21 protein-coding genes and 1 riboswitch are annotated in these 19,700 nt (G+C 72.7%); of the genes, 13 read left to right on the top strand and 8 right to left on the bottom strand.

Features of this window, described 5'->3' with window-relative positions:
• Positions 1-54 precede the first annotated feature (54 nt).
• On the top strand, positions 55-759 hold the full coding sequence (locus tag ACGFYH_RS10555) for a hypothetical protein (protein ID WP_393802741.1): 705 nt from the start codon (positions 55-57) through the stop codon (positions 757-759).
• A 3-nt stretch (positions 760-762) separates the two neighbouring features.
• Here the strand turns inward: ACGFYH_RS10555 and ACGFYH_RS10550 are convergent, their stop codons facing one another.
• Positions 763-1,707: a glucosyl-3-phosphoglycerate synthase gene (locus ACGFYH_RS10550; RefSeq protein ID WP_393802740.1), complete on the bottom strand. Its 945-nt coding sequence runs from the start codon at positions 1,705-1,707 to the stop codon at positions 763-765.
• A 141-nt stretch (positions 1,708-1,848) separates the two neighbouring features.
• Positions 1,849-1,996, top strand: a riboswitch (SAM riboswitch).
• A 17-nt stretch (positions 1,997-2,013) separates the two neighbouring features.
• Between ACGFYH_RS10550 and thrC the strand changes: the two genes are divergently transcribed.
• From thrC to ACGFYH_RS10520, 6 genes are all read left to right on the top strand, one after another.
• Positions 2,014-3,315, top strand: a complete 1,302-nt coding sequence (gene thrC / locus ACGFYH_RS10545) for a threonine synthase (RefSeq protein WP_393802739.1) — start codon at positions 2,014-2,016, stop codon at positions 3,313-3,315.
• Positions 3,312-3,587, top strand: a complete 276-nt coding sequence (locus ACGFYH_RS10540) for a MoaD/ThiS family protein (protein WP_393802738.1) — start codon at positions 3,312-3,314, stop codon at positions 3,585-3,587. Before thrC ends, ACGFYH_RS10540 begins: the two co-directional genes overlap by 4 nt.
• A gap of 427 nt (positions 3,588-4,014) precedes the next feature.
• Positions 4,015-4,218 (top strand): cold-shock protein, encoded by a 204-nt coding sequence (locus ACGFYH_RS10535; protein ID WP_004929928.1) that lies wholly within the window; start codon positions 4,015-4,017, stop codon positions 4,216-4,218.
• 345 nt (positions 4,219-4,563) lie between these two features.
• Positions 4,564-6,192, top strand: coding sequence for a chaperonin GroEL (gene groL / locus ACGFYH_RS10530; protein WP_393802737.1), 1,629 nt, complete (start codon positions 4,564-4,566; stop codon positions 6,190-6,192).
• 224 nt (positions 6,193-6,416) lie between these two features.
• On the top strand, positions 6,417-7,547 hold the full coding sequence (locus ACGFYH_RS10525) for an NADH:flavin oxidoreductase (RefSeq protein ID WP_393802736.1): 1,131 nt from the start codon (positions 6,417-6,419) through the stop codon (positions 7,545-7,547).
• Positions 7,548-7,642: 95 nt separating this feature from the next.
• Positions 7,643-9,238: a carboxylesterase/lipase family protein gene (locus ACGFYH_RS10520; protein WP_393802735.1), complete on the top strand. Its 1,596-nt coding sequence runs from the start codon at positions 7,643-7,645 to the stop codon at positions 9,236-9,238.
• A gap of 624 nt (positions 9,239-9,862) precedes the next feature.
• On the opposite strand, the gene ACGFYH_RS10515 is transcribed toward ACGFYH_RS10520, so the two are convergent.
• Complete coding sequence (locus tag ACGFYH_RS10515) at positions 9,863-10,471, bottom strand: TetR/AcrR family transcriptional regulator (RefSeq protein ID WP_393802734.1); 609 nt, start codon at positions 10,469-10,471, stop codon at positions 9,863-9,865.
• Positions 10,472-10,568: 97 nt separating this feature from the next.
• On the opposite strand from ACGFYH_RS10515, the gene ACGFYH_RS10510 reads away from it, so the two are divergent.
• Positions 10,569-11,318, top strand: a complete 750-nt coding sequence (locus tag ACGFYH_RS10510; protein WP_393802733.1) for an SDR family NAD(P)-dependent oxidoreductase — start codon at positions 10,569-10,571, stop codon at positions 11,316-11,318.
• Positions 11,319-11,335: 17 nt separating this feature from the next.
• Here ACGFYH_RS10510 and ACGFYH_RS10505 read toward each other — a convergent pair whose 3' ends face one another.
• The 4 genes from ACGFYH_RS10505 to ACGFYH_RS10490 all read right to left on the bottom strand — a co-directional run bounded on the left by ACGFYH_RS10505 (position 11,336) and on the right by ACGFYH_RS10490 (position 14,645).
• Positions 11,336-11,923, bottom strand: a complete 588-nt coding sequence (locus tag ACGFYH_RS10505) for a TetR/AcrR family transcriptional regulator (RefSeq protein WP_393802732.1) — start codon at positions 11,921-11,923, stop codon at positions 11,336-11,338.
• Positions 11,924-12,007: 84 nt separating this feature from the next.
• The gene (locus ACGFYH_RS10500) at positions 12,008-12,577 is read right to left on the bottom strand and encodes a hypothetical protein (protein ID WP_393802731.1); all 570 of its coding nucleotides are present in this window, start codon (positions 12,575-12,577) and stop codon (positions 12,008-12,010) included.
• A 70-nt stretch (positions 12,578-12,647) separates the two neighbouring features.
• Positions 12,648-13,583, bottom strand: a complete 936-nt coding sequence (gene murQ, locus ACGFYH_RS10495; RefSeq protein WP_393802730.1) for an N-acetylmuramic acid 6-phosphate etherase — start codon at positions 13,581-13,583, stop codon at positions 12,648-12,650.
• Positions 13,584-13,679: 96 nt separating this feature from the next.
• Positions 13,680-14,645, bottom strand: a complete 966-nt coding sequence (locus tag ACGFYH_RS10490) for a MurR/RpiR family transcriptional regulator (RefSeq protein ID WP_393802729.1) — start codon at positions 14,643-14,645, stop codon at positions 13,680-13,682.
• A 55-nt stretch (positions 14,646-14,700) separates the two neighbouring features.
• Here ACGFYH_RS10490 and ACGFYH_RS10485 point away from each other — a divergent pair, with 55 nt between their 5' ends.
• Together ACGFYH_RS10485 and ACGFYH_RS10480 are read left to right on the top strand one after the other, a co-directional pair.
• Positions 14,701-15,084, top strand: a complete 384-nt coding sequence (locus ACGFYH_RS10485) for a hypothetical protein (protein WP_393802728.1) — start codon at positions 14,701-14,703, stop codon at positions 15,082-15,084.
• A 13-nt stretch (positions 15,085-15,097) separates the two neighbouring features.
• Entirely contained in the window at positions 15,098-15,400 is a 303-nt protein-coding gene (locus ACGFYH_RS10480; RefSeq protein WP_393802727.1) for a DUF4031 domain-containing protein, read from the top strand.
• Here the strand turns inward: ACGFYH_RS10480 and ACGFYH_RS10475 are convergent.
• Positions 15,382-16,461, bottom strand: coding sequence for a GNAT family N-acetyltransferase (locus tag ACGFYH_RS10475; RefSeq protein WP_393802726.1), 1,080 nt, complete (start codon positions 16,459-16,461; stop codon positions 15,382-15,384). The two genes, ACGFYH_RS10480 and ACGFYH_RS10475, sit on opposite strands and share 19 nt — an antisense overlap.
• 10 nt (positions 16,462-16,471) lie before the next feature.
• Complete coding sequence (locus ACGFYH_RS10470) at positions 16,472-17,134, bottom strand: hypothetical protein (protein WP_393802725.1); 663 nt, start codon at positions 17,132-17,134, stop codon at positions 16,472-16,474.
• A 90-nt stretch (positions 17,135-17,224) separates the two neighbouring features.
• Here ACGFYH_RS10470 and ACGFYH_RS10465 point away from each other — a divergent pair, with 90 nt between their 5' ends.
• From ACGFYH_RS10465 to ACGFYH_RS10455, 3 genes are all read left to right on the top strand, one after another.
• Complete coding sequence (locus ACGFYH_RS10465) at positions 17,225-17,872, top strand: TetR/AcrR family transcriptional regulator (protein ID WP_393802724.1); 648 nt, start codon at positions 17,225-17,227, stop codon at positions 17,870-17,872.
• 33 nt (positions 17,873-17,905) lie between these two features.
• Positions 17,906-18,607, top strand: a complete 702-nt coding sequence (locus tag ACGFYH_RS10460; RefSeq protein WP_393802723.1) for a maleylpyruvate isomerase family mycothiol-dependent enzyme — start codon at positions 17,906-17,908, stop codon at positions 18,605-18,607.
• A gap of 83 nt (positions 18,608-18,690) precedes the next feature.
• A complete protein-coding gene (locus tag ACGFYH_RS10455; RefSeq protein ID WP_393802722.1) occupies positions 18,691-19,380 on the top strand; it encodes a copper homeostasis protein CutC in 690 nt (229 codons plus the stop codon).
• Positions 19,381-19,700 lie beyond the last annotated feature (320 nt).

Here is a 19,700-nt window from a genome sequence, read left to right as displayed (position 1 = left end):
AACGGGCCGAGGATGCGCGGTGTACATTTCAACTTTCTGGGGGGTGGGCGCACCATGCCCATACGTAGGCGGTACCCGCGCACGAGCAGACTCGCCGGCACGGCCGCGCTGATCGCGGCCGCCGCGCTGGCACTGGCCGGCTGCGGCGACGGAGACGCCGGCCCGGCGGCGGCCGCGCGACCCGCGACGGCCACCGCCACCGACACCGCCACGCCGAGCGGCAGTCCCACCCCCGAGGCCGCCCCCAGCACCGAGACACCGACCCCCACGCCGACCCCCGCCGCCGTCACGCTGCCGGACCTCACCGGCCGCAGCATGGGGTCCGCCGTCCTCACCGCCAAGAAGGCGAAGGTCGACTTCACCGTGCGGCTGCAGGGCACCGGTCGGCGGGCCTCGTCCTGGGGCTCCGGCGAGAAGGTCTGCGAGCAGAGCGGCGGACCCGGCACCGTGACCTTCACCGTCCCCCGCGACGGCCGCGACTGCGCCGGACGCCTGCTGCACACCCCCGAGCCGGCCCCGAAGCCGTCGAAGACGCGGGACGGCGGCACGGGCTCGACCGGTGGCGGCAACGGTGGCGGCACGGGCGGCGGCACCGGCGCCTGCGAGCTGACGAGCCCCGCGGGCAACTGCTACGCCGACGGCCAGTTCTGCGCCGGCAGGCACCACGGCCTGAGCACCCACGGCCGCGGCGGCGAGTACCTGACCTGTGAGCGGGACTCCGGCGGCACCTGGCGCTGGTCGGACGGCGTCCCCGGCTGACGCTCAGGCCACCCTCCGGGCCGCGTACTCCGCGATCTCCGCCATCGGGGGCCGTTCCTCGGTGTCCACGGCGAAGGTGCGCGGCTCGAAGCCGTCGACGCCCCGCTCGAACTGGGTGAGCGCCGGCCGGATCAGGTGGCCGCGGGCCAGCCGGAGCTGGGCGGTGCGGTAGATCGCCGCGGCCATCCGGCCCAGCGCCCGCCCGTCCTGGTGGCGGTGGACGCGCACCCCGACGTCGACCTGGGCGAGCGCGTCCAGACCCACCAGGTGCAGGGCGTCGACCAGCATGCCCAGCTCCACGCCGTAACCGACCGGGAAGGGGAGCCGTTCGAGCAGGGAGCGGCGGGCCGCGTACTCGCCGCTCAGTGGCTGGACGAAGCCGGCCAGTCGCGGCCAGTGCATGTTGAGCAGCGGCCGGGCCATCAGCTCCGTGACCCGGCCGCCCTGCCCGGCCGCCCCGTCCAGCGGACGGTCGTACACGGCCTTGACGAGGTGCACGTCCGGGTCGGTGAGCAGCGGCCCCACGATCCCGGAGACGAAGTCGGCGGAGAACTCGCGCAGGTCCGCGTCGACGAAGCAGACGATGTCGCCGCCGGTGACCAGCAGCGATCGCCACAGCACCTCGCCCTTGCCGGGCACGGCCGGGATTCGCGGGAGGATCGCGTCCCGGTGCACCACTCGCGCGCCCGCCGCCGCGGCCACCTCCGACGTACGGTCGCTCGAACCGGAGTCCACGACCACGATCTCGTCGACGAGCGGGGTCCGGAGCATCAGCTCCCGCCGGATCACCGTGACGATGTCGCCGACCGTCGCCTCCTCGTCGAGGGCGGGGAGCACCACGCTGACCGACTGCCCGGTGGCGTGCTTGGCGGACAGGATCTGCTGGATCGGCCGGTCCGCGGCGGACCAGGAGCGTGCGCTCAGCCAGCGCTCGACTTCTTCCAGCACGTCCCGAAGCTCCTTTGTGATCCATCTCGCGGTACGGACGACTATCTCAACCGTCCTGGCCTTCGGTTACAGTCTTGAACAACGCGTGGGACCACCGCATGCCGGGGTCGCCGCGCGCACAACGGAAAAACAACCACATACCGCTCATCCAGAGGGGCAGAGGGATACGGCCCGATGAAGCCCCGGCAACCCTCCAGCCGGCTCTTGTCACACAGACGTGGCGGGGCTCCCGGCTAGGGAAGGTGCCAAATCCGTCTCACGGCGAGATGCGTCGTGAGGAAGATGAGGAGAAAGGGCCTCGCCTCCATGGCTGTGCAGACTGCCGAAAGCACCACGAACTCCGCGAACGCAGCGAACCCCACGGTCGACCTCGGTCCCGCCGCGGCGCTGAGCTGTCGGGAGTGCGGCCACCGGGTACCGCTCGGACCGGTCTTCGCCTGCGAGGAGTGTTTCGGCCCCCTCGAGATCGCCTACGACTTCTCGGCCTACGACACCGAGGAACTGCGCAAGCGGATCGAAGCGGGCCCGGCCAACATCTGGCGCTACGCCCCGCTGCTGCCCGTCCCCGCCGACGTGGCCGACAAGCCGAACATCAACCCCGGCTGGACCAAGCTCGTCAAGGCCGACAACCTCGCCCGCGAACTCGGCGTCACCGGCGGCCTGTACGTCAAGGACGACTCCGGCAACCCCACGCACTCCTTCAAGGACCGCGTCGTCGCCCAGGCCATCGAGGCCGCCCGCGCCTTCGGCTTCACCACCCTGTCCTGCTCCTCCACCGGCAACCTCGCGGGTGCCGTCGGCGCCGCCGCCGCCCGCGCCGGTTTCCGCTCCTGCGTGTTCATCCCGCACGACCTGGAGCAGGGCAAGGTCGTCATGGCCGCCGTCTACGGCGGTGAGCTGGTCGGCATCCAGGGCAACTACGACGACGTGAACCGCTTCTGCTCCGAGCTGATCGGCGACCCGGCCGGCGAGGGCTGGGGCTTCGTCAACGTCAACCTGCGCCCGTACTACGCCGAGGGCTCCAAGACCCTGGCGTACGAGATCTGCGAGCAGCTCGGCTGGCGGCTGCCCGACCAGCTCGTCGTCCCGATCGCCTCCGGCTCCCAGCTCACGAAGATCGACAAGGGGCTGCAGGAGCTGATCAAGCTCGGTCTGGTCGAGGACAAGCCGTACAGGATCTTCGGCGCGCAGGCCGAGGGCTGCTCGCCGGTCTCCACGGCGTACAAGGCCGGTCACGACGTGGTCCGCCCGCAGAAGCCGGACACCATCGCCAAGTCGCTGGCCATCGGCAACCCGGCCGACGGCCCCTACGTCCTCGACATCGCGCGCCGCACCGGCGGTGCCGTGGAGGACGTGACCGACGAGCAGGTCGTGGACGCGATCAAGCTGCTCGCCCGTACCGAGGGCATCTTCGCGGAGACGGCGGGCGGCGTGACGGTCGGCGTGACGAAGAAGCTGATCGAGAACGGCGTCCTCGACCCGGCGCTCAGCACCGTCGTCCTCAACACCGGCGACGGACTCAAGACCCTCGACGCGGTGGCCGGCACCGGCCTCAGCGCCACCATCCGCCCGAACCTGGACTCCTTCCGAGAGGCTGGCCTCGCATGAGCGTGACCGTTCGCATCCCGACCATCCTGCGCACCTACACCGGCGGCAGGGCCGAGGTCGATGCCGAGGGCGCCAACCTCGGGGAGATCATCTCCGACCTGGAGAAGAACCACACCGGCATCGCCGCCCGCGTCCTGGACGACCAGGGCAGGCTGCGCCGCTTCGTCAACGTCTACGTCAACGACGACGACGTCCGCTTCGAGCAGGGCCTGGAGACCGCGACCCCGGACGGCGCGGGGGTTTCGATCATCCCGGCGGTCGCCGGCGGCTGATCCCCGCTGATCTCCCGCTGATACTTCCGGTAGTGCGTCTTGCCCTCTCCGTAAGAGAAGCGGAGGGGGCAATTCCATTGGGTTGAGCGCGGTAGAGTTGGGGAACGCGCTCCCGATCACGACAACGGGAACCGTGAATTCCTGCCGCCGGCCCGACAAGAAGCAGCCAAAGTGTGGGCGTGTTTCGCGGCTTTTACTCCTTTTGAGTGACCTGACTTGACCCGAATTCAGGCGAATTCTCGCCACATTCCGGACCGGGTGCGTCCAGATTTCTCGTCCGATTGACCTGTTGCAGACGGCAGTTGGACAGATACATTCAGCCGCGGTCGACGCGTTCCGGCGCACGCCCCCGGTCGTGGGGGGCGAGGTCTGACCCGGGTCCGCGAAGTGCGGATCTGTGCAAGGGCCAGTAATAGGGGAGTTAGGCATGGCTCAGGGCACCGTCAAGTGGTTCAACGCGGAGAAGGGGTACGGCTTCATCGCGGTCGACGGTGGTGCGGATGTTTTCGTCCACTACAGCGCGATTCAGATGGACGGCTACCGCACCCTCGAAGAAGGCCAGCGGGTCGAGTTCGAGATCTCGCAGGGTCAGAAGGGCCCGCAGGCCGACATGGTTCGCCTCAGCGCCTGAGACGTCCGGCCACCGCAAGCGAACGGTTCTTCTCCGAAGGGCCCGCACCTCCCAACCGGGGGGTGCGGGCCCTTCGGCCTGCCCGGACACCTGCCCGGACACCCGCCCGGTCCCTGTTCGCGGGTGGCTGACCGCATGGCCGATCCGTGGGAGGCGCTTGCACTCGACGGGGGCGAGTGCTAATCATTGGCGTTAGCACTCTGAAGGTGAGAGTGACAACGAAGGACCGGGTCGGTGAGGCCCGCAGGCCGAGTGGGGAAGGAACCACAACGCCGGCGAGCCGTCCGTCGCGGGCGCGGGCGCGGTCCGAAGGAATCACCCCCAGTCCTGGAGGGACCACTTCACATGGCCAAGATCATCGCGTTCGACGAGGAGGCACGGCGCGGCCTCGAGCGCGGCATGAACCAGCTCGCGGACGCCGTCAAGGTGACGCTCGGCCCCAAGGGCCGCAACGTCGTCCTCGAGAAGAAGTGGGGCGCCCCCACGATCACCAACGATGGTGTATCCATCGCCAAGGAGATCGAACTCGAGGACCCGTACGAGAAGATCGGCGCCGAGCTGGTCAAGGAAGTCGCCAAGAAGACGGACGACGTCGCCGGTGACGGTACGACCACCGCGACCGTCCTCGCCCAGGCCCTGGTCAAGGAAGGCCTGCGCAACGTCGCGGCCGGCGCCAACCCGATGGCCCTGAAGCGCGGTATCGAGAAGGCCGTCGAGGCCGTCTCCGCCGCCCTGCTGGAGCAGGCGAAGGACGTCGAGACCAAGGAGCAGATCGCCTCCACGGCCTCCATCTCCGCCGCCGACACCCAGATCGGCGAGCTCATCGCCGAGGCCATGGACAAGGTCGGCAAGGAAGGCGTCATCACCGTCGAGGAGTCCCAGACCTTCGGTCTGGAGCTCGAGCTCACCGAGGGTATGCGCTTCGACAAGGGCTACATCTCGGCGTACTTCGCCACCGACATGGAGCGTATGGAGGCGTCCCTGGACGACCCGTACATCCTCATCGCCAACTCCAAGATCGGCAACGTCAAGGACCTGCTGCCGCTCCTGGAGAAGGTCATGCAGTCGGGCAAGCCGCTGCTGATCATCGCCGAGGACGTCGAGGGCGAGGCCCTGTCGACCCTGGTCGTCAACAAGATCCGCGGCACCTTCAAGTCCGTCGCCGTCAAGGCCCCGGGCTTCGGTGACCGCCGCAAGGCCATGCTCGGCGACATCGCCATCCTCACGGGCGGCGAGGTCATCTCCGAGGAGGTCGGCCTCAAGCTCGAGAACGCCACGCTGGACCTGCTGGGCAGCGCGCGCAAGGTCGTCATCACCAAGGACGAGACCACGATCGTGGACGGCGCCGGCTCGGCCGACCAGGTCCAGGGCCGGGTCAACCAGATCCGCGCCGAGATCGAGAACAGCGACTCCGACTACGACCGCGAGAAGCTCCAGGAGCGCCTGGCGAAGCTGGCCGGCGGCGTGGCCGTCATCAAGGCCGGTGCCGCCACCGAGGTCGAGCTCAAGGAGCGCAAGCACCGCATCGAGGACGCCGTTCGCAACGCGAAGGCGGCCGTCGAGGAGGGGATCGTCGCCGGTGGTGGCGTGGCCCTGCTCCAGGCCTCCCAGGTGTTCGAGAAGCTGGAGCTGTCGGGTGACGAGGCGACCGGCGCCAACGCCGTGAAGCTCGCCCTGGAGGCCCCGCTGAAGCAGATCGCCGTCAACGGTGGTCTCGAGGGCGGCGTCGTCGTGGAGAAGGTCCGCAACCTGACCGTCGGCCACGGCCTGAACGCCGCGACCGGTGAGTACGTCGACATGATCGCCGAAGGCATCATCGACCCGGCGAAGGTGACCCGTTCCGCGCTGCAGAACGCCGCCTCCATCGCCGCGCTGTTCCTCACCACCGAGGCCGTCATCGCCGACAAGCCGGAGAAGGCCGCCGCCGGCGGCGGCGCTCCGGGCGGCATGCCGGGCGGTGACATGGACTTCTGATCGACCGTTTCCGGTTGATCGGCCGTCCCGCACGGACCGAGGGCGGCACCCCCGACAAGGGGGTGCCGCCCTCGGGCGTTTCCCGCCCCGACCACCCCGTGTGGCCCGGGTCACGGCAGATCGGCGGCGGGGGACGGAATGGTCCGGCGGGACGGGGTGGTTCAGGTGGGGGTGCGGTGCATGCGCGCGCACATACCCATCGGTACCCACCTCTGGAGCCCCACGTGACCGTCATCCCCGCCGAGGCCGCCTCCCGCGCCGCCCGGCTCCTCGCCCGCCCGGCCACCATCAACGGCCTCACCGTGCCGAACCGCGTCGTGATGGCGCCGATGACCCGGATGTTCTCCCCGGGTGGTGTACCCGGCCAGGACGTGGTGTCGTACTACTCGCGCCGCGCCGCCGCCGGGGTCGGACTGATCGTCACCGAGGGGACGTACGTCGGCCACGACTCGGCCGGGCAGAGCGACCGGGTGCCGCGCTTCCACGGCGAGGAGCAGCTCGCCGGATGGGCGAGGGTCGCCGAGGCGGTGCACGCGGCGGGCGGCACGATCGTGCCGCAGCTGTGGCACATCGGCATGGTGCGCAAGGCCGGGGAGCCCCCCTTCGCCGACGCGCCCCCCGTCGGCCCGTCCGGCCTGCGCATCGGCGAGGACCGGGCCACCGGCCGGGCGATGACCCAGCGCGACCTGGACGACGTCATCGGCGCCTTCGCCGAGGCCGCCGCGGCCGCCGAGCGCATCGGCTTCGACGGCGTGGAGATCCACGGCGCCCACGGCTACCTCGTCGACCAGTTCCTGTGGCCCGGCACCAACCGCCGCACCGACGCCTACGGCGGCGACCCCGTGGCCCGGACGAGGTTCGCCGCCGAGATCGTGGCCGCCGTACGGGAGAAGGTCTCCCCCGGTTTCCCCGTGATCTTCCGATACTCCCAGTGGAAGCAGGAGGCCTACGACGCCCGCCTCGCCGGGACCCCCGAGGAACTGGAGGCCGTCCTCTCTCCGCTCGCCTCGGCCGGAGTGGACGCCTTCCACGCCTCCACCCGCCGCTACTGGCTCCCCGAGTTCGACGGCGCGGACCTCAACCTCGCCGGCTGGACCAAGAAGCTGACCGGCAGGCCCGCGATCACCGTCGGCTCGGTCGGCCTCGACGGCGACTTCACCAAGGCATTCCTGGGCGAGGGCGCTCCCGTCGGCAGCCTCGACAACCTCCTCGACCGCATGGAGCGCGAGGAGTTCGACCTCGTCGCCGTCGGCCGCGCGCTGCTCCAGGACCCGCAGTGGGCCGAGAAGGTGCTCACCGGCCGCTTCGACGCCCTCGCCCCGTACGACGCGGCGTCGCTGAAGACCCTGAGCTGAGCAGCCCTCCGGCCGAGCGCGGTGCGCACCACGGCGTAGGGTCCATGGATCACCAACTGGCGCACGGCCTGCGGTAGACCAGTGAGGAGTGATCGATGAGCACGACCGACCCCGTGGTGCGCACCGTCTTCGGTGCGGTGCGCGGACGGGCCGAGGACGGCCTGACCGTCTTCCGCGGCATCCCGTTCGCCGAACCCCCGGTGGGAGGCGCCCGGTTCGCCGCCCCGCGCCCCGCACGCCCCTGGGACGGCATACGCGACGCTTACGTCTTCGGTCCGCCGCCCCCGCAGGACCTCGGCATCGTGGGGGCGGCCGGCGTACCGGACTCCCCCGGCGCGCCGGCCGCTCCCGGCGTACCGGACGCTTCCGGCGCGCCGGCCGCCCCCGGGGGCGACGACTGGCTGACGGTCAACGTCTGGACGCCGGCCGCCGACCCGGCCGCCCACCGCCCCGTCATGGTCTGGATCTACGGCGGCGCGTACAGGCTCGGCCACTCCGGCAGCCCCGGTTACGACGCCCGTCGCATCGCCGCCGACGGCGACCTCGTCGTCGTCACCCTCAACTACCGCGTCGGCATGGAGGGCTTCGCCCACATCGAGGGCGCCCCCGCCAACCGGGGCCTGCTCGACCAGGTGGCCGCGCTGGAATGGGTACGGGACAACATCGCCGCGTTCGGCGGCGACCCCGGCCGGGTCACCGTCTTCGGCGAGTCGGCGGGTGCCGGCTCCGTGGCCGCCCTGCTGGCCATGCCGCGCGCGGCCGGACTCTTCCGGCGGGCCATCGCCCAGAGCGTGCCGGGCACGTTCTTCTCCGCCGAACTCGCCCGGGACCTCGGCGCCGCCCTCGCCGCCGAGGTCGGTCTCCGCCCGACCGTCGCGGACCTCTCGGGCGTCGCCCCGGACCGACTGGTCAGGGCCGGTCAGGCCCTCGCCCCGAAGATGCCCGGCAACGTCGCCCGCTGGGGGCGGGCGGCGCCCACGGTGACCCCGTACTCCCCGGTCGTGGACGGCGAGGTCCTGCCGGTCATGCCCTGGCAGGCGCTCGCGTCCGGCGCGTCCCGCGACGTCGACCTGGTCGTCGGTCACAACCGGGACGAGCACCGCCTGTTCACCGCCATGGCCGGGAAGCTCGGCGAGATCGACGAGGCCCGCGCGAGCGCCTCCCTGCGCCTGTACGCACCGGGCGGCGAGGCCGCCTACCGGGCGGCGTTCCCCGGCGCCTGTGCGAACGACCTCTACGAACGCGTCCAGACCGACTGGCTGTTCGCCATGCCCTCCCTGCACCTGGCCGAGGCGCACCTCGCGGGCGGCGGCCGGGCCCACGTCTACGAACTGACCTGGCCGGCCCCGGCCGACGGCGGCGCCCTGGGCGCCTGTCACGCGCTGGACGTCCCGCTCCTCTTCGGCACCTTCCAGGCGGACGTGGCGCTGCTCCTGTTCGCCGGTGCGGAGCCGTCCGAGGAGGCGCTGGCCCTGTCGTCGCGTTTCCGCTCCGCCTGGACGGCGTTCGCCCGCACCGGCGACCCCGGCTGGCCGGTGTACGACACGGAACGGCGCCTCGTACAGGTTCTGGACGCCGAGCCGACCGTCGCGCCGTACCCGGAGGAGACGTCCCGGCGCCTGTGGGAGGGGTACGAGTTCGCGCCGCTGCCGCTGCCGCTGCCGCTGGTGGGGCCGGGACCGGAGGCGTGACCTTTTCGGAGCCTCCTGCTGGGTCTGGGTCTGGGTCTGGGTCTGGGCCTGAACCTGGGCCTGGGGCCGCCCGCTTCTTGGCCAGTGTCGTGCTTCCACGACCCGCGTCAAGGGCGCTCCGCGTCGGCTGCGCCGATGGCCCTTCGGGCCACCCTTGACCCGGCCCGCTCCAGCACGGGTGAGAAGCGTGCGGGCGGCCGGGGGAGAGCGGGTGTCCGGGCATGCCGGTCCCTCGGGTGGGCCGTCCAGGGGCCCGGGGTGAGGGGCGCGCGTGTCTCGCGTCTCGCCAGCACGACGGGCGGGCTTGGCGTCTGACGACCGGTGGGTCGGTGGGGCTTGGCGTCTGACGACCGGCGGGTCGGTGCGGGGTGGGTTGGGAAGCCGGTGGGCCGGTGGGTTGGTGGGTTGGGAAGCCGGTGGGCCGGTGGATTGGCGGGTTGGTGGGCCGGTGAGCTGGTGGGGCGGTGGGGGGCATGTCGAGAACCGAGGACAAAATCGCTGTTTTGTCCTCGGTTTTTGAGAGGGGTCCCTCGCGGGGCGTCCCGCGCCGAGGCTGAACCGCTCCGCCCGTCAGGGGTCTGCCGCTGAGGCGGCGTGGTGTGCGTACGGCCCTGAAGGGTGTCGTCAGGCGGGTGGCCAGTTGCGCAGGGCCGTGTCGGCCACCCGCTGGAGGTCTTCACGGGTGGCGCCACCGGTGGCCTGCACGGAGATGCCGTTGGCGAAGGTCATGAGGTAGCGGGCGACGTGCAGCGGGTCAGTGCCGGGGGGCAGATCGCCGTCCTCGACGGCCTGCCGGAACCGGTCCCGGAGCTGGGAGACGCCCCCGTTGCGCCAGTCGGCGAGCAGGTCCCGGGCGGGGCGTCCCGTCTCGCCGGAGGCGAGGGAGCCCTGGACGCCCAGGCACCCTGCCGGGCAGTCGGGGCGCGTGCAGGTGTCGACGGCGCCGTTCAGGAACGCCGTGGCCACCTCGTGGGCGGTGGGCTTGCGCAGGGCGCGGGCCACGTAGGCGGCGGGACCCTCCTCGTAGCGCTCGAGCGCCTTGCGGAACAGGTCCTCCTTGTTGCCGAAGGCCGCGTACATGCTGGTGCGGGTGATGCCCATGGCGCTGGTCAGGTCGGTGAGGCTGGCGCCCTCGTACCCCTGCTCCCAGAAGACCCGCATGGCCTTTTCGAGGGCCTCGTCGGCGTCGAAGCCCCTGGGCCGGCCGATCGGCCCCTTCCGTCGCTTCTCCATGCTCCCCAGTCTACGCCTTCGGTACCAATCGATACGGATGTGCTACGGTCGCTTTCAGTACCGCTCGGTACTGAATGTTGATCGGAGGGCGTTCACCATGGGACAGCTCGAAGGCAGGACCGCCGTCGTCACCGGCGGCGGCACGGGGATCGGTCTGGCCAGCGCGGTGCGGCTGGCGGACGAGGGCGCGCACGTGTTCATCACCGGCCGGCGCAAGGCCACGCTCGACGCGGCCGTGGAGGTCATCGGTGCGGAGAGGGTCACGGCAGTGGCCGGTGACGTCTCGGACCGGGCCGACCTGGACCGGCTCTACGACGCGGTCCGCGCCCGGGGCCGGGGGCTCGACGTGGTCTTCGCCAACGCGGCGACCGCCTCCCTCGTGCCGCTTGAGCAGATCACCGAGGAGCAGATCGACCAGATCCTCGGCGTCAACGTGCGGGGCACGCTCTTCACCGTGCAGCAGGCGCTGCCGCTGCTCAACGACGGTGCCTCGGTCATCCTCAACGCCTCCACCGCCGCCGACAACGGTGCGGAGGCGTTCAGTCTGTACGCCGCCTCCAAGGCCGCCGTCCGCGCCTTCGCGCGGGGCTGGGCCAACGAGCTCAAGGGCCGCGGCGTCCGGGTCAACGCCATCTCCCCGGGGCCGGTCGACACCCCCGGGATCACCGACCTCTTCGGCGAGTCGAACGCGCCGACCGTCCACACGAAGCTCGCCGGGGACACCGCGATCGGCCGGATGGGACGCCCCGAGGAGGTCGCCGCGGTGGTGGCCTTCCTCGCCTCGGACCAGAGCAGCTTCGTCCTCGGCGCCAACTGGTACGTCGACGGCGGCGAGAACCAGATCTGACCCGGCGGGTCATCCGCCTACCGGGCCGCGACCGGCGTCACGATCCGTTCGACGGCCGCCGCCACCAGCTCGTCGCGCTCGGCCGGGGTGAACACGTCCGGCAGGGTGAGCTGTTCGACGATCAGCCAGTTCAGGGCCAGGTGGAGCAGCTTGACCGCCATGGCGTCGCCGGGGAGGCCGGACGCCTCGTGGTGAGCGACGTTGGCGGCGACGTCCTCGCGGACGCGTTCGGTCAGCACCGCGCGCAGGCCGGGGCGCCGGGTGGCCTCCAGGCGCAGCTCCAGCAGGGCGAGGTAGCCGGTGCGGAACGAGGCGACGCGGTCGACCAGTTCCCCCATCAGCAGGACGTAGGTGTCCCGGTCGTGGCCGGCCGTACGCTGACGGGCCAGGGTGGCCTCGTCGGGGTGCAGGCGCTCGTAGACCCGGGCGCCCGCCTGGGTGAGCAGGTCGTCGCGGTTCGCGAAGTAGTTGGACGCGGTGCCGGCCGGGACGGCGGCCTCCGTGTCCACCGCCCGGAAGGTCAGCCCCCGGGCGCCCTGCGCGGCCAGCACCTCGATCGCGGCGTCGACGAGGGCGGCGCGGCGCTGGTCGTTCCGTCTCACCATGTTCCGGCTCCAGGAGCGTACGCGGACTCGAAGCACTCCGGTCAGAGTACTGCGGATGGAGTCTTCAGGGTGATGCGGGTCGGCTCAGAGGCCGCCCATCGGCTCGGTGTCGGCCCGTACCGGCGTGCCCCACACCCGCAGCACCTCGTAGTCCGTGAACTCGTGGACGAGCCGGTACGCCATCGCGGCGCGCGGGCCGCGCAGCTGGGCCGCGATGTACAGCTCGGCCTCGCGGCGGTCGCGGCGCGGGGTGCCGCACAGCTGCCACGCCTGGCCGTTCCACAGCTCCGGCAGCCAGCGCTGCTGGGGCTGCGGCCGGTCGCCCCGCACCCCGTACCGGGACTGGACCGGCTCGGTGGGCCGGGCCGGCAGCGGACCGCCGTTGTACTCGGTGCGGCGGGCGGTGCGGCGGCGGGTCTCGCACAGGAGGCAGAGGTCGGGGGCGGCCTTGTCGACCGGTCCGTTCGGATGCTCGGGGCAGCGGGTGCTGGGGGCCGTCGTCGTGACGCTCTCCTCCAGCTGGTCCAGCGCACGCTTCAGGTCCGCGCGGACCTCGTGCAGCTTGGCCTCCGGCGTGTCGGTGGTCAGGGCCTCGCCGTGCTCACCGAGAAGACGCAGGGCGCGGCCCAGGGCGGTCAGCTGGGCGTGGTTCATGTCCCTCAGAATCGCACACGGCGCCCACTGCCCCGGGCGCGCGGCCGGGCGGGGTGGTGGAGCGGGGCGGTCAGCCGTGCGCGGCCGCGAGTGCCGCCCGCAGGTGACCGCCGGACTCGGCCAGGAGGCGGGCGGCCGTCGGGCCGTCCACGTCGGCCAGCAGCACCAGGATCGCGTGCTTGACCTCACCGTCGGTCGCCGTCAGAGCGCGCTCGATGTCGTCGTCGGCGGCGCCGGTGGCGAGCGCGACGATGCGGCGCGAGCGGGCCCGCAGCTTCTCGTTGGAGGCGCGGACGTCCACCATCAGGTTCCCGTACGTCTTGCCGAGCCGGATCATGGTGATCGTCGACAGCATGTTCAGGACCAGCTTCTGCGCCGTGCCGGCCTTCAGCCGGGTGGAGCCGGTGAGCAGCTCGGGCCCGGTGACGACCTCGATGCGGTGCTCGGCGGCGGCGGCCAGGGCGCTGCCCCGGTTGCAGGCGAGGCCGATCGTCAGGGCGCCGAGCGCACGGGCGTGCTCGACCGCGCCGACGGCGTACGGGGTGCGGCCGGAGGCGCTCACACCGACCACCGTGTCGTCGGCGGTCAGGGCGAGGCCGTCCAGGTCGGCGCGGGCCAGCTCGGGCGAGTCCTCGGCGCCCTCGACGGAGCTGACCATGGCGTCCGGGCCGCCGGCGATCAGGCCGACCACCTGCCCGGGAGTGGTGTTGAAGGTCGGCGGGCACTCCGAGGCGTCCAGCACGCCGAGCCGGCCGGCCGTACCGGCACCCGCGTAGACGAGCCGTCCGCCGCGTGCCATCCGGGCGGCCACGGCGTCGATGGCGGCCGCGATCTCGGGCAGCCGCTCGGCGACGGCGGCGGGCACGGCGGCGTCCTCGCCGTTCATCAGCCGCGCGATGTCCAGGGTGCTCTTCCGGTCGACCTCGGCCAGCTCGGGCCGGAACGCCTCGGTGGTGAGGGTCTCCAACTGGGAGCGGAGGTCGGGGTGATGGGGGGTCGAGGTCATGAGGAAGCGGCCCTTTTCAACTTCGGTGTCTGTACATGTCCGGGGGCGCGGGGAACTGCGCGACCAGCCACACCCGGCCGCGGCCGCCCGCGATGATCAAGCCCTGCGGTCTCCCGCGCGAAGCGACCGGTGCCGATGCGCCAACGCCTCGTAGGACGCCGCCAGAGCCGGCGCGGCCGCCTCGTACGTCCGCTGCGCCACCCCCACGAACAGGCAGTCCACCACCAGCAGCTGGCTGGTCCGCGACGACATGGCCGCCGGCCGCAGCTCGCTCTCCCGGGCCGTGGACGTGGTCAGTACGTGGTCGGCGTACTGGGTGACGTGACTGTCGGGGCGGCCGGTGACGGCGATGGTCGTCGCGCCGCGTTCGAAGGCGACCCGCAGCGGTTCGATGACGTCCCCCGTCGAGCCGGAGTGCGTGATCGCGAGGGCGACGTCCCCGGCGCGCAGCTGCACCGCGTTGGTGACGGCGAGATGCGGGTCGGCGGGGGCGTGCGCTATGAGCCCTATGCGCAGCATCTTCTGGGTGAGATCCTGGGCGACCAGGCCGGAGGCGCCGATGCCGTACACATCGGTGCGCCGGGCGGCGGCGAGTGCGGCGACGGCCGCGCCGAGCTGGACGGTGTCCAGAGCGGCGGCGGTGTCCGCGAGGGTCTGCTGCTCGTCGTAGGCCAGCTTGGCGACGACGTCGGCGATCGGGTCGTCGACCGCGATGTCGGTCGTGATGGCGGGCGCGCGCCCGGACTGCTGCTGGGCGGCGAGTCCGGCGAGCGCGAGGCGCAGATCACGGTAGCCCGGGTAGCCGAGCAGCCGGGCGGTGCGTACGACGGTCGCCTCGCTGGTGCCGGTCAGCTCGGCCAGACCGGTGACCGTGAGGGCCGCGCAGCCGGCCGGATCGCCCGCGACGGCCTCGGCGACCCGCTGCATGGACCGGGTCATCGACGGTGCCAGCGTGCGGACCTTGGCCGCGAGGGCGGCGGGCGCGGGCGGTGCGCCCGCGCCACCGGAGGCGCGGCGGCCCCCGTCGGCGCTGGCGAAAGTTTCCTTCACTTCATCGGTCACTCGTGAAAGATATTTTCGTTTCGGTCCGCGGGTCAAGAGTGCGCACAATGGGTGCATGAACCCCATCAGCCCCCTGGAGCAGGCGCTGCACGCCGCGCGCGCCCTGGTGCTCGCCGACCTGGTGGCGGGCGAGGTCGCCGAGCCGGACGTCGTGTCGCTGGTCGAGGAGTCCGTCGTGCGGCGGCGCTGGTGGGTAGAGCAGTGGCCCGAGGGCGCGGAGTTCGTCGCCGGGCTGGTCGCGCAGGACGTGCAGGACGCCCTGCTGGAGCGGTACGGCCGCTGGCCGCTGTGCCCGGTGTGCGGTTCCGGCGACCCGCACGCGCTGGACGTCGAGCCCGAACTGGGCCCCGATCCGCACTGGGTGTGCGGCAAGGCGGGCGTGAAGGTCGCGGCGGTCGGCTCGCTGGGCGCGGGCACCGGCGGCCCGGGATCCTCGTGAGGACGGCGGCCCGGTGACCCTCTACATCGACCCGCCGGCCTGGCCGGGCCACGGCCGCATGTGGTCCCACCTGGTCAGCGACGTCTCCTACGCCGAACTGCACGCCTTCGCCGCGAGGCTGGGCGTGCCGCGCCGCGCCTTCGAACGCGATCACTACGACCTGCCCGCCCAGCGGTACGCCGACGCGGTGTCCGCCGGCGCGCTGGAGGTCGGCAGCCGCGAGGTGGTGCGGCTGCTGCACGGGGCGGGACTGCGCCGCCGCAAGGGTTCTACCGGTCCGGGCTCCGGGGCCGGTACTCAGTCGCGCAGCTCGTAGGCGAACTGCTCGGTGCCCTCCGCGTCCTGAGCGGCGACCCGGACGAACCCCGCACGGGCGAGGACGGCCTGCGACGCGGTGTTCTCCGGCTCGGTCGTCGCGAACACGGACGTCACCTCCTCCCGCGCCAGCGCCCACGCGGACAGCGCGCGCAACGCCTCGGTCGCGTAGCCGTTGCCCCGGGCCGCCTCGGCGAGGTCGTAGCCGATCTCCACCCGGCCGTCCTCGTCCGGCGGCCCGTGGAAGCCCATGCCCCCGACCGCGCGCCCGTCCTCGCGCCGCACGAGCACGAAGACACCCCACTCCGGCCGGTGGACGCCCGCCTGGTACGCCTTCAGCAGCATGCCGGCGGCGTCCCGGGTGCCCTGGAAGGGCCCGCCGCCGACCCACGCGAAGCCGCCGTCGCCGCCCGCGGCGAGGTCGGTGGCGGCGGCGGGCGTGACGCCCTGGAGGGCGAGCCGTCCGGCCGGGACCACCAGGTTGTTGCGCCAGCGCCACTCGGTGACCGGGGCGCGCCCGGGCAGGTCGCCGCGGCCGGTGGCCCACAGCAGGGTGCGCCAGGGGTCGGCGCCGGGCTGGACGTGCGGGAAGATCCGGGCGAGGACGTCCGCGCACAGCTCGGCGGGCGGCTCGTAGACCGGCCCGAGAACCTCGGCGATGTCGTGCGTGTGCAGGAACACCTCGACGACCCCCATCGCGGCGAAGCCCTCGCGGTCCGCGCTGCGGAAGGGGTACGGGTGGAAGGCCCGGACCTCGCGCGGAGTGGTGCGGAGGGTGGCGGCGAGCAGCGCGCCGGATGTCTCGACCACCTGGAGCACGTCCTCGTTGCCGGTGCCCTCGTCGAGAGTGATCTCGAAGGGGACCCATGTCTCGGTGGCGCGTCCGGCCAGCTGGCCCGCGTAGGCGATGAGGACGCCCGCGACGTGCTCCGCCGTGTACCGGCAGCTCCACTCGAGCCGTCCGGCCCGCGCCGTCTGCCAGTCCCGGTCCGTCGCCGTCCGCAGCAGCGCGACGGCGCTCGCGACGGCCTCCTCCACCTGTTCCCCGCCCATGTTCCGCATGCCGTGCAGGCTAGAGGCCCGGGGTGTCCGGGAGCGACAGCATTTCCAGCTCGCCGGTGAGGTTGTGGCGGGCGGTGGCCTCCCACTCCCGCTGTCCGTACGGGGTGTGGAACAGGCGGGGCAGGTCGAGGAGCCGGCGCAGGATCGTGGCGCGTCCCCGGCGGAAGGCGTCGTCCGGCACGAAGTGGTACTCCTCGCGGACGGCCGCCGTGTACGCCGCGTAGGCCGACGGCGGCGAGGCCAGGACCGCCAGGTCCGCGTCGCAGAGCACCTGCCCGTCGCGGTCGTCGGCGGCCGGGGCGTGGGTGACGGTGAGCCGGACCAGCCGGGCCACCTCGGCGGTCCTGCCCGCCGGGACCCCGGCCTCGGTCAGGGCGCGCTCGGCGAGCCGGGCCGAGCGCTCCTCGTTCTCGGACCGGTCGGGCCGGTAGACCGCGTCGTGGAACCAGGCGGCCAGCCGGACCGCGTCCGGGTCCCGCGCGTGCTCCGCCAGCAGGTCGACGTGGTCCAGGACCGCCGTGAGGTGCGCGAGCGTGTGGTAGCGCCGCAGGGGTTCGGACCACCGGCGCAGCAGCGCGTCGGCGTACGGGTACGGATCCGGGTCGCGGGCGCCGTCACGTGCCGGGAGGAGCGCACGCAGCCAGCGGGAACGCAGGGCGTCGAGGTCGGCCATGCACGCATTCTCCCAGATAATGTTCGTGATAGCTTCTAACGAATTGTTGCATCCCCTGGCCGGAGAAGGCCGAGAGGCGGCGGGCGGACCATGCCGGAGGCGCGCACGACGACCCCGCGCGAGCGCTACCGCACCCAGGTGCGCGCGGAGATCAAGGAACACGCGTGGGAGCAGATCGCCGCGGCGGGAGCGTCCGCGCTCTCCCTCAACGCGATCGCCAAGCGGATGGGCATGAGCGGGCCCGCGCTCTACCGGTACTTCGACGGCCGCGACGAGCTGATCACCGAACTCATCCGGGACGCCTACCGCAGCCAGGCCGACGCCTTCCGGGCGGCCGCCGAGGCCGACGCCGGCCTGGCGGGCCTCGCGCACACCCTGCGGGCCTGGGCCCTGGACGACCCGCAGCGCTACTTCCTCATCCACGGCACCCCAGTCCCCGGCTACCGCGCGCCCGACGACATCACCGAGATCGCCGCCGAGACGATGGGGGTCATCGTCGACGCCTGTGCCGCGCTGCCGTCCGACGGCGGCACCGACGCGTTCGACGGGCACCTCGAGACCCACCGGCGGTGGGCGGGGGACCACCCGGCGTCCGGCGCCGTACTCCACCGGGCCCTGTCCTTCTGGTCCCGGCTGCACGGCGTCCTCTCCCTGGAACTCGCGGGCCAGTTCACCGGCATGGGCTTCGACCCCGCGCTCCTCTTCGCCGCCGAACTGGACGACCTGCTGGAACACTGACCGCGCGCGGCGCACACCCCTAACGTGGAGTCCATGACGACTCCCGCAGACGTGCACGACGTACGCGACCCCGAGCTGCCCGGGCGGCTGCTGACCATTGGAAGGGACGAACTGGTGCCGCTGCTGCGGTCCAGGACGGACGCGGACTTCGCGCTGCCGGTGGCCGCGTGTCCGGGCTGGACCGTGCGCGACGTGCTGGCGCACTGCTCCGGCGCGCTGATCCGGGTGGTGGAGCACCGCCTGGAGGACGGCGTCTTCTCGCCCGAGTCCAACGACCGCGACATCGCCGAACGCGCCGACTGGACGAACGCCCGGGTCGTCGACGAACTGGAGCGCGGCATGACCGAGGCGGGCCCGGTGATCGCCCGGGCCGGCGGCGCGCTTGACCTGGTCGCGCTGGGCGAGTGGGTGCACGCCGGTGACGTGCGGGCGGCCCTCGGTGAGCCGGGGGCGTACGCGGGCCGCGGACTGCCTCAGGCGCTCGCGCTGCTCGGCACCCTCACCCGCGAGCGCGGTCACGTGCCGCTGCACGCCGACCTCGACGACCTCGACGAGCCCCTGAAACTCGGCGAGGTGAGCGGTGAGCGGCCGCCGGGCCGGTTCATCGGCGACGCCGCCACCCTCGTACGGCTGTACGCCGGCCGCCCCGTGGACGCAGCGGACGGAACGGCAGGCGCGGCCGGATTCGAGCTGGCCGGGGTGGAGGCGGCGGAGCTGAACATCTTCGGCGGCTGAGCGGCGACGGGGCACCCCTGCCCGTCGTCCGGGCGTAGTCTTGGATTGGACTAGACCTGTAGCAGGCCGACGAATGGGGTCCCATGAGCAAGCGTGCAGTCCTGGAGGTGATCGCCCTCGACGTCGAGGACGCGGTCGCCGCCCAGGCCGGAGGCGCGGATCGCCTCGAACTGGTCAGCGACATGGCGGCCGACGGACTCACCCCGCCGGCCGCCACCGTCGCCGCGATCCGCGCCGCCGTCGACATCGACGTACGGGTGATGCTGCGGCTCGCGGACGGGTTCGCCGCCGGGGACGTCGAGCGGCTGACACGGGTCGCGGGTCGGCTGCGGGAGGCCGGGGCCACGCAGTTCGTGCTGGGGTTCCTCGACGCGGAGGGCGAGGTGGACCTCGGGGCGGTGGAGCGGGTCGCCGAAGTGCTGGACGGGTGCCGGTGGACGTTCCACCGCGCGATCGACCGGGCCGCGAACCGGGACGCGCTGCGCAAGCAGCTCGCGGACTTCCCGGGCCTCGACACGTATCTGACGGCCGGGGCGGCCGACGGCGTGGACGAGGGCCTGACGGTGCTGCTCGCGGAGGCGCGGCGGCGGGGGGAACCGGGGTACGAGCAGCAGTTGCTGGTGGGCGGCGGGCTGCGGCTGGAGCACGTACCCGGGCTGCTGGACGCGGGCGTCGACGGCTTCCACATCGGCGGAGCGGCGCGGCCCGCGGGGTGGGACGGGCCGGTGTCGGCGGACGCGGTGGGGGAGTGGCGGCGGGCGCTCGGACACTGAGCGCGCGGCCGGGTGGTGGTGCCGGTGTCTGTGCCGGTGCCGGTGCGCAGGTCTCTGTGCCGGTGCAGGTGCCGGTGTCTGTGCCTTGCCTGTGCTCGCGGGGGCGCGGCGCGGCCCGGCGTGGCGGGTGCCGGTGCGCCCACGGGTGCCGTCGCATGTGTCGTGACGGTACGGCCGGGCGGGGTGTCCGCAGCTCACGCCGGCTGCGGCGGTGTGCTCGCGGGGGCGCGGCCCGGCGTGGCGGGTGCCGGTGCGCCCACGGGTGCCGTCGCATGTGTCGTGACGGTACGGCCGGGCGGGGTGTCCGCAGCTCACGCCGG

Origin of the sequence: Streptomyces sp. NPDC048392, assembly GCF_043200575.1 — a bacterium.
Taxonomy (GTDB): Bacteria; Actinomycetota; Actinomycetes; order Streptomycetales; family Streptomycetaceae; genus Streptomyces.
Note: the sequence above shows the minus strand (reverse complement) of the source record. Positions and strands in the feature narration are given on the sequence as shown.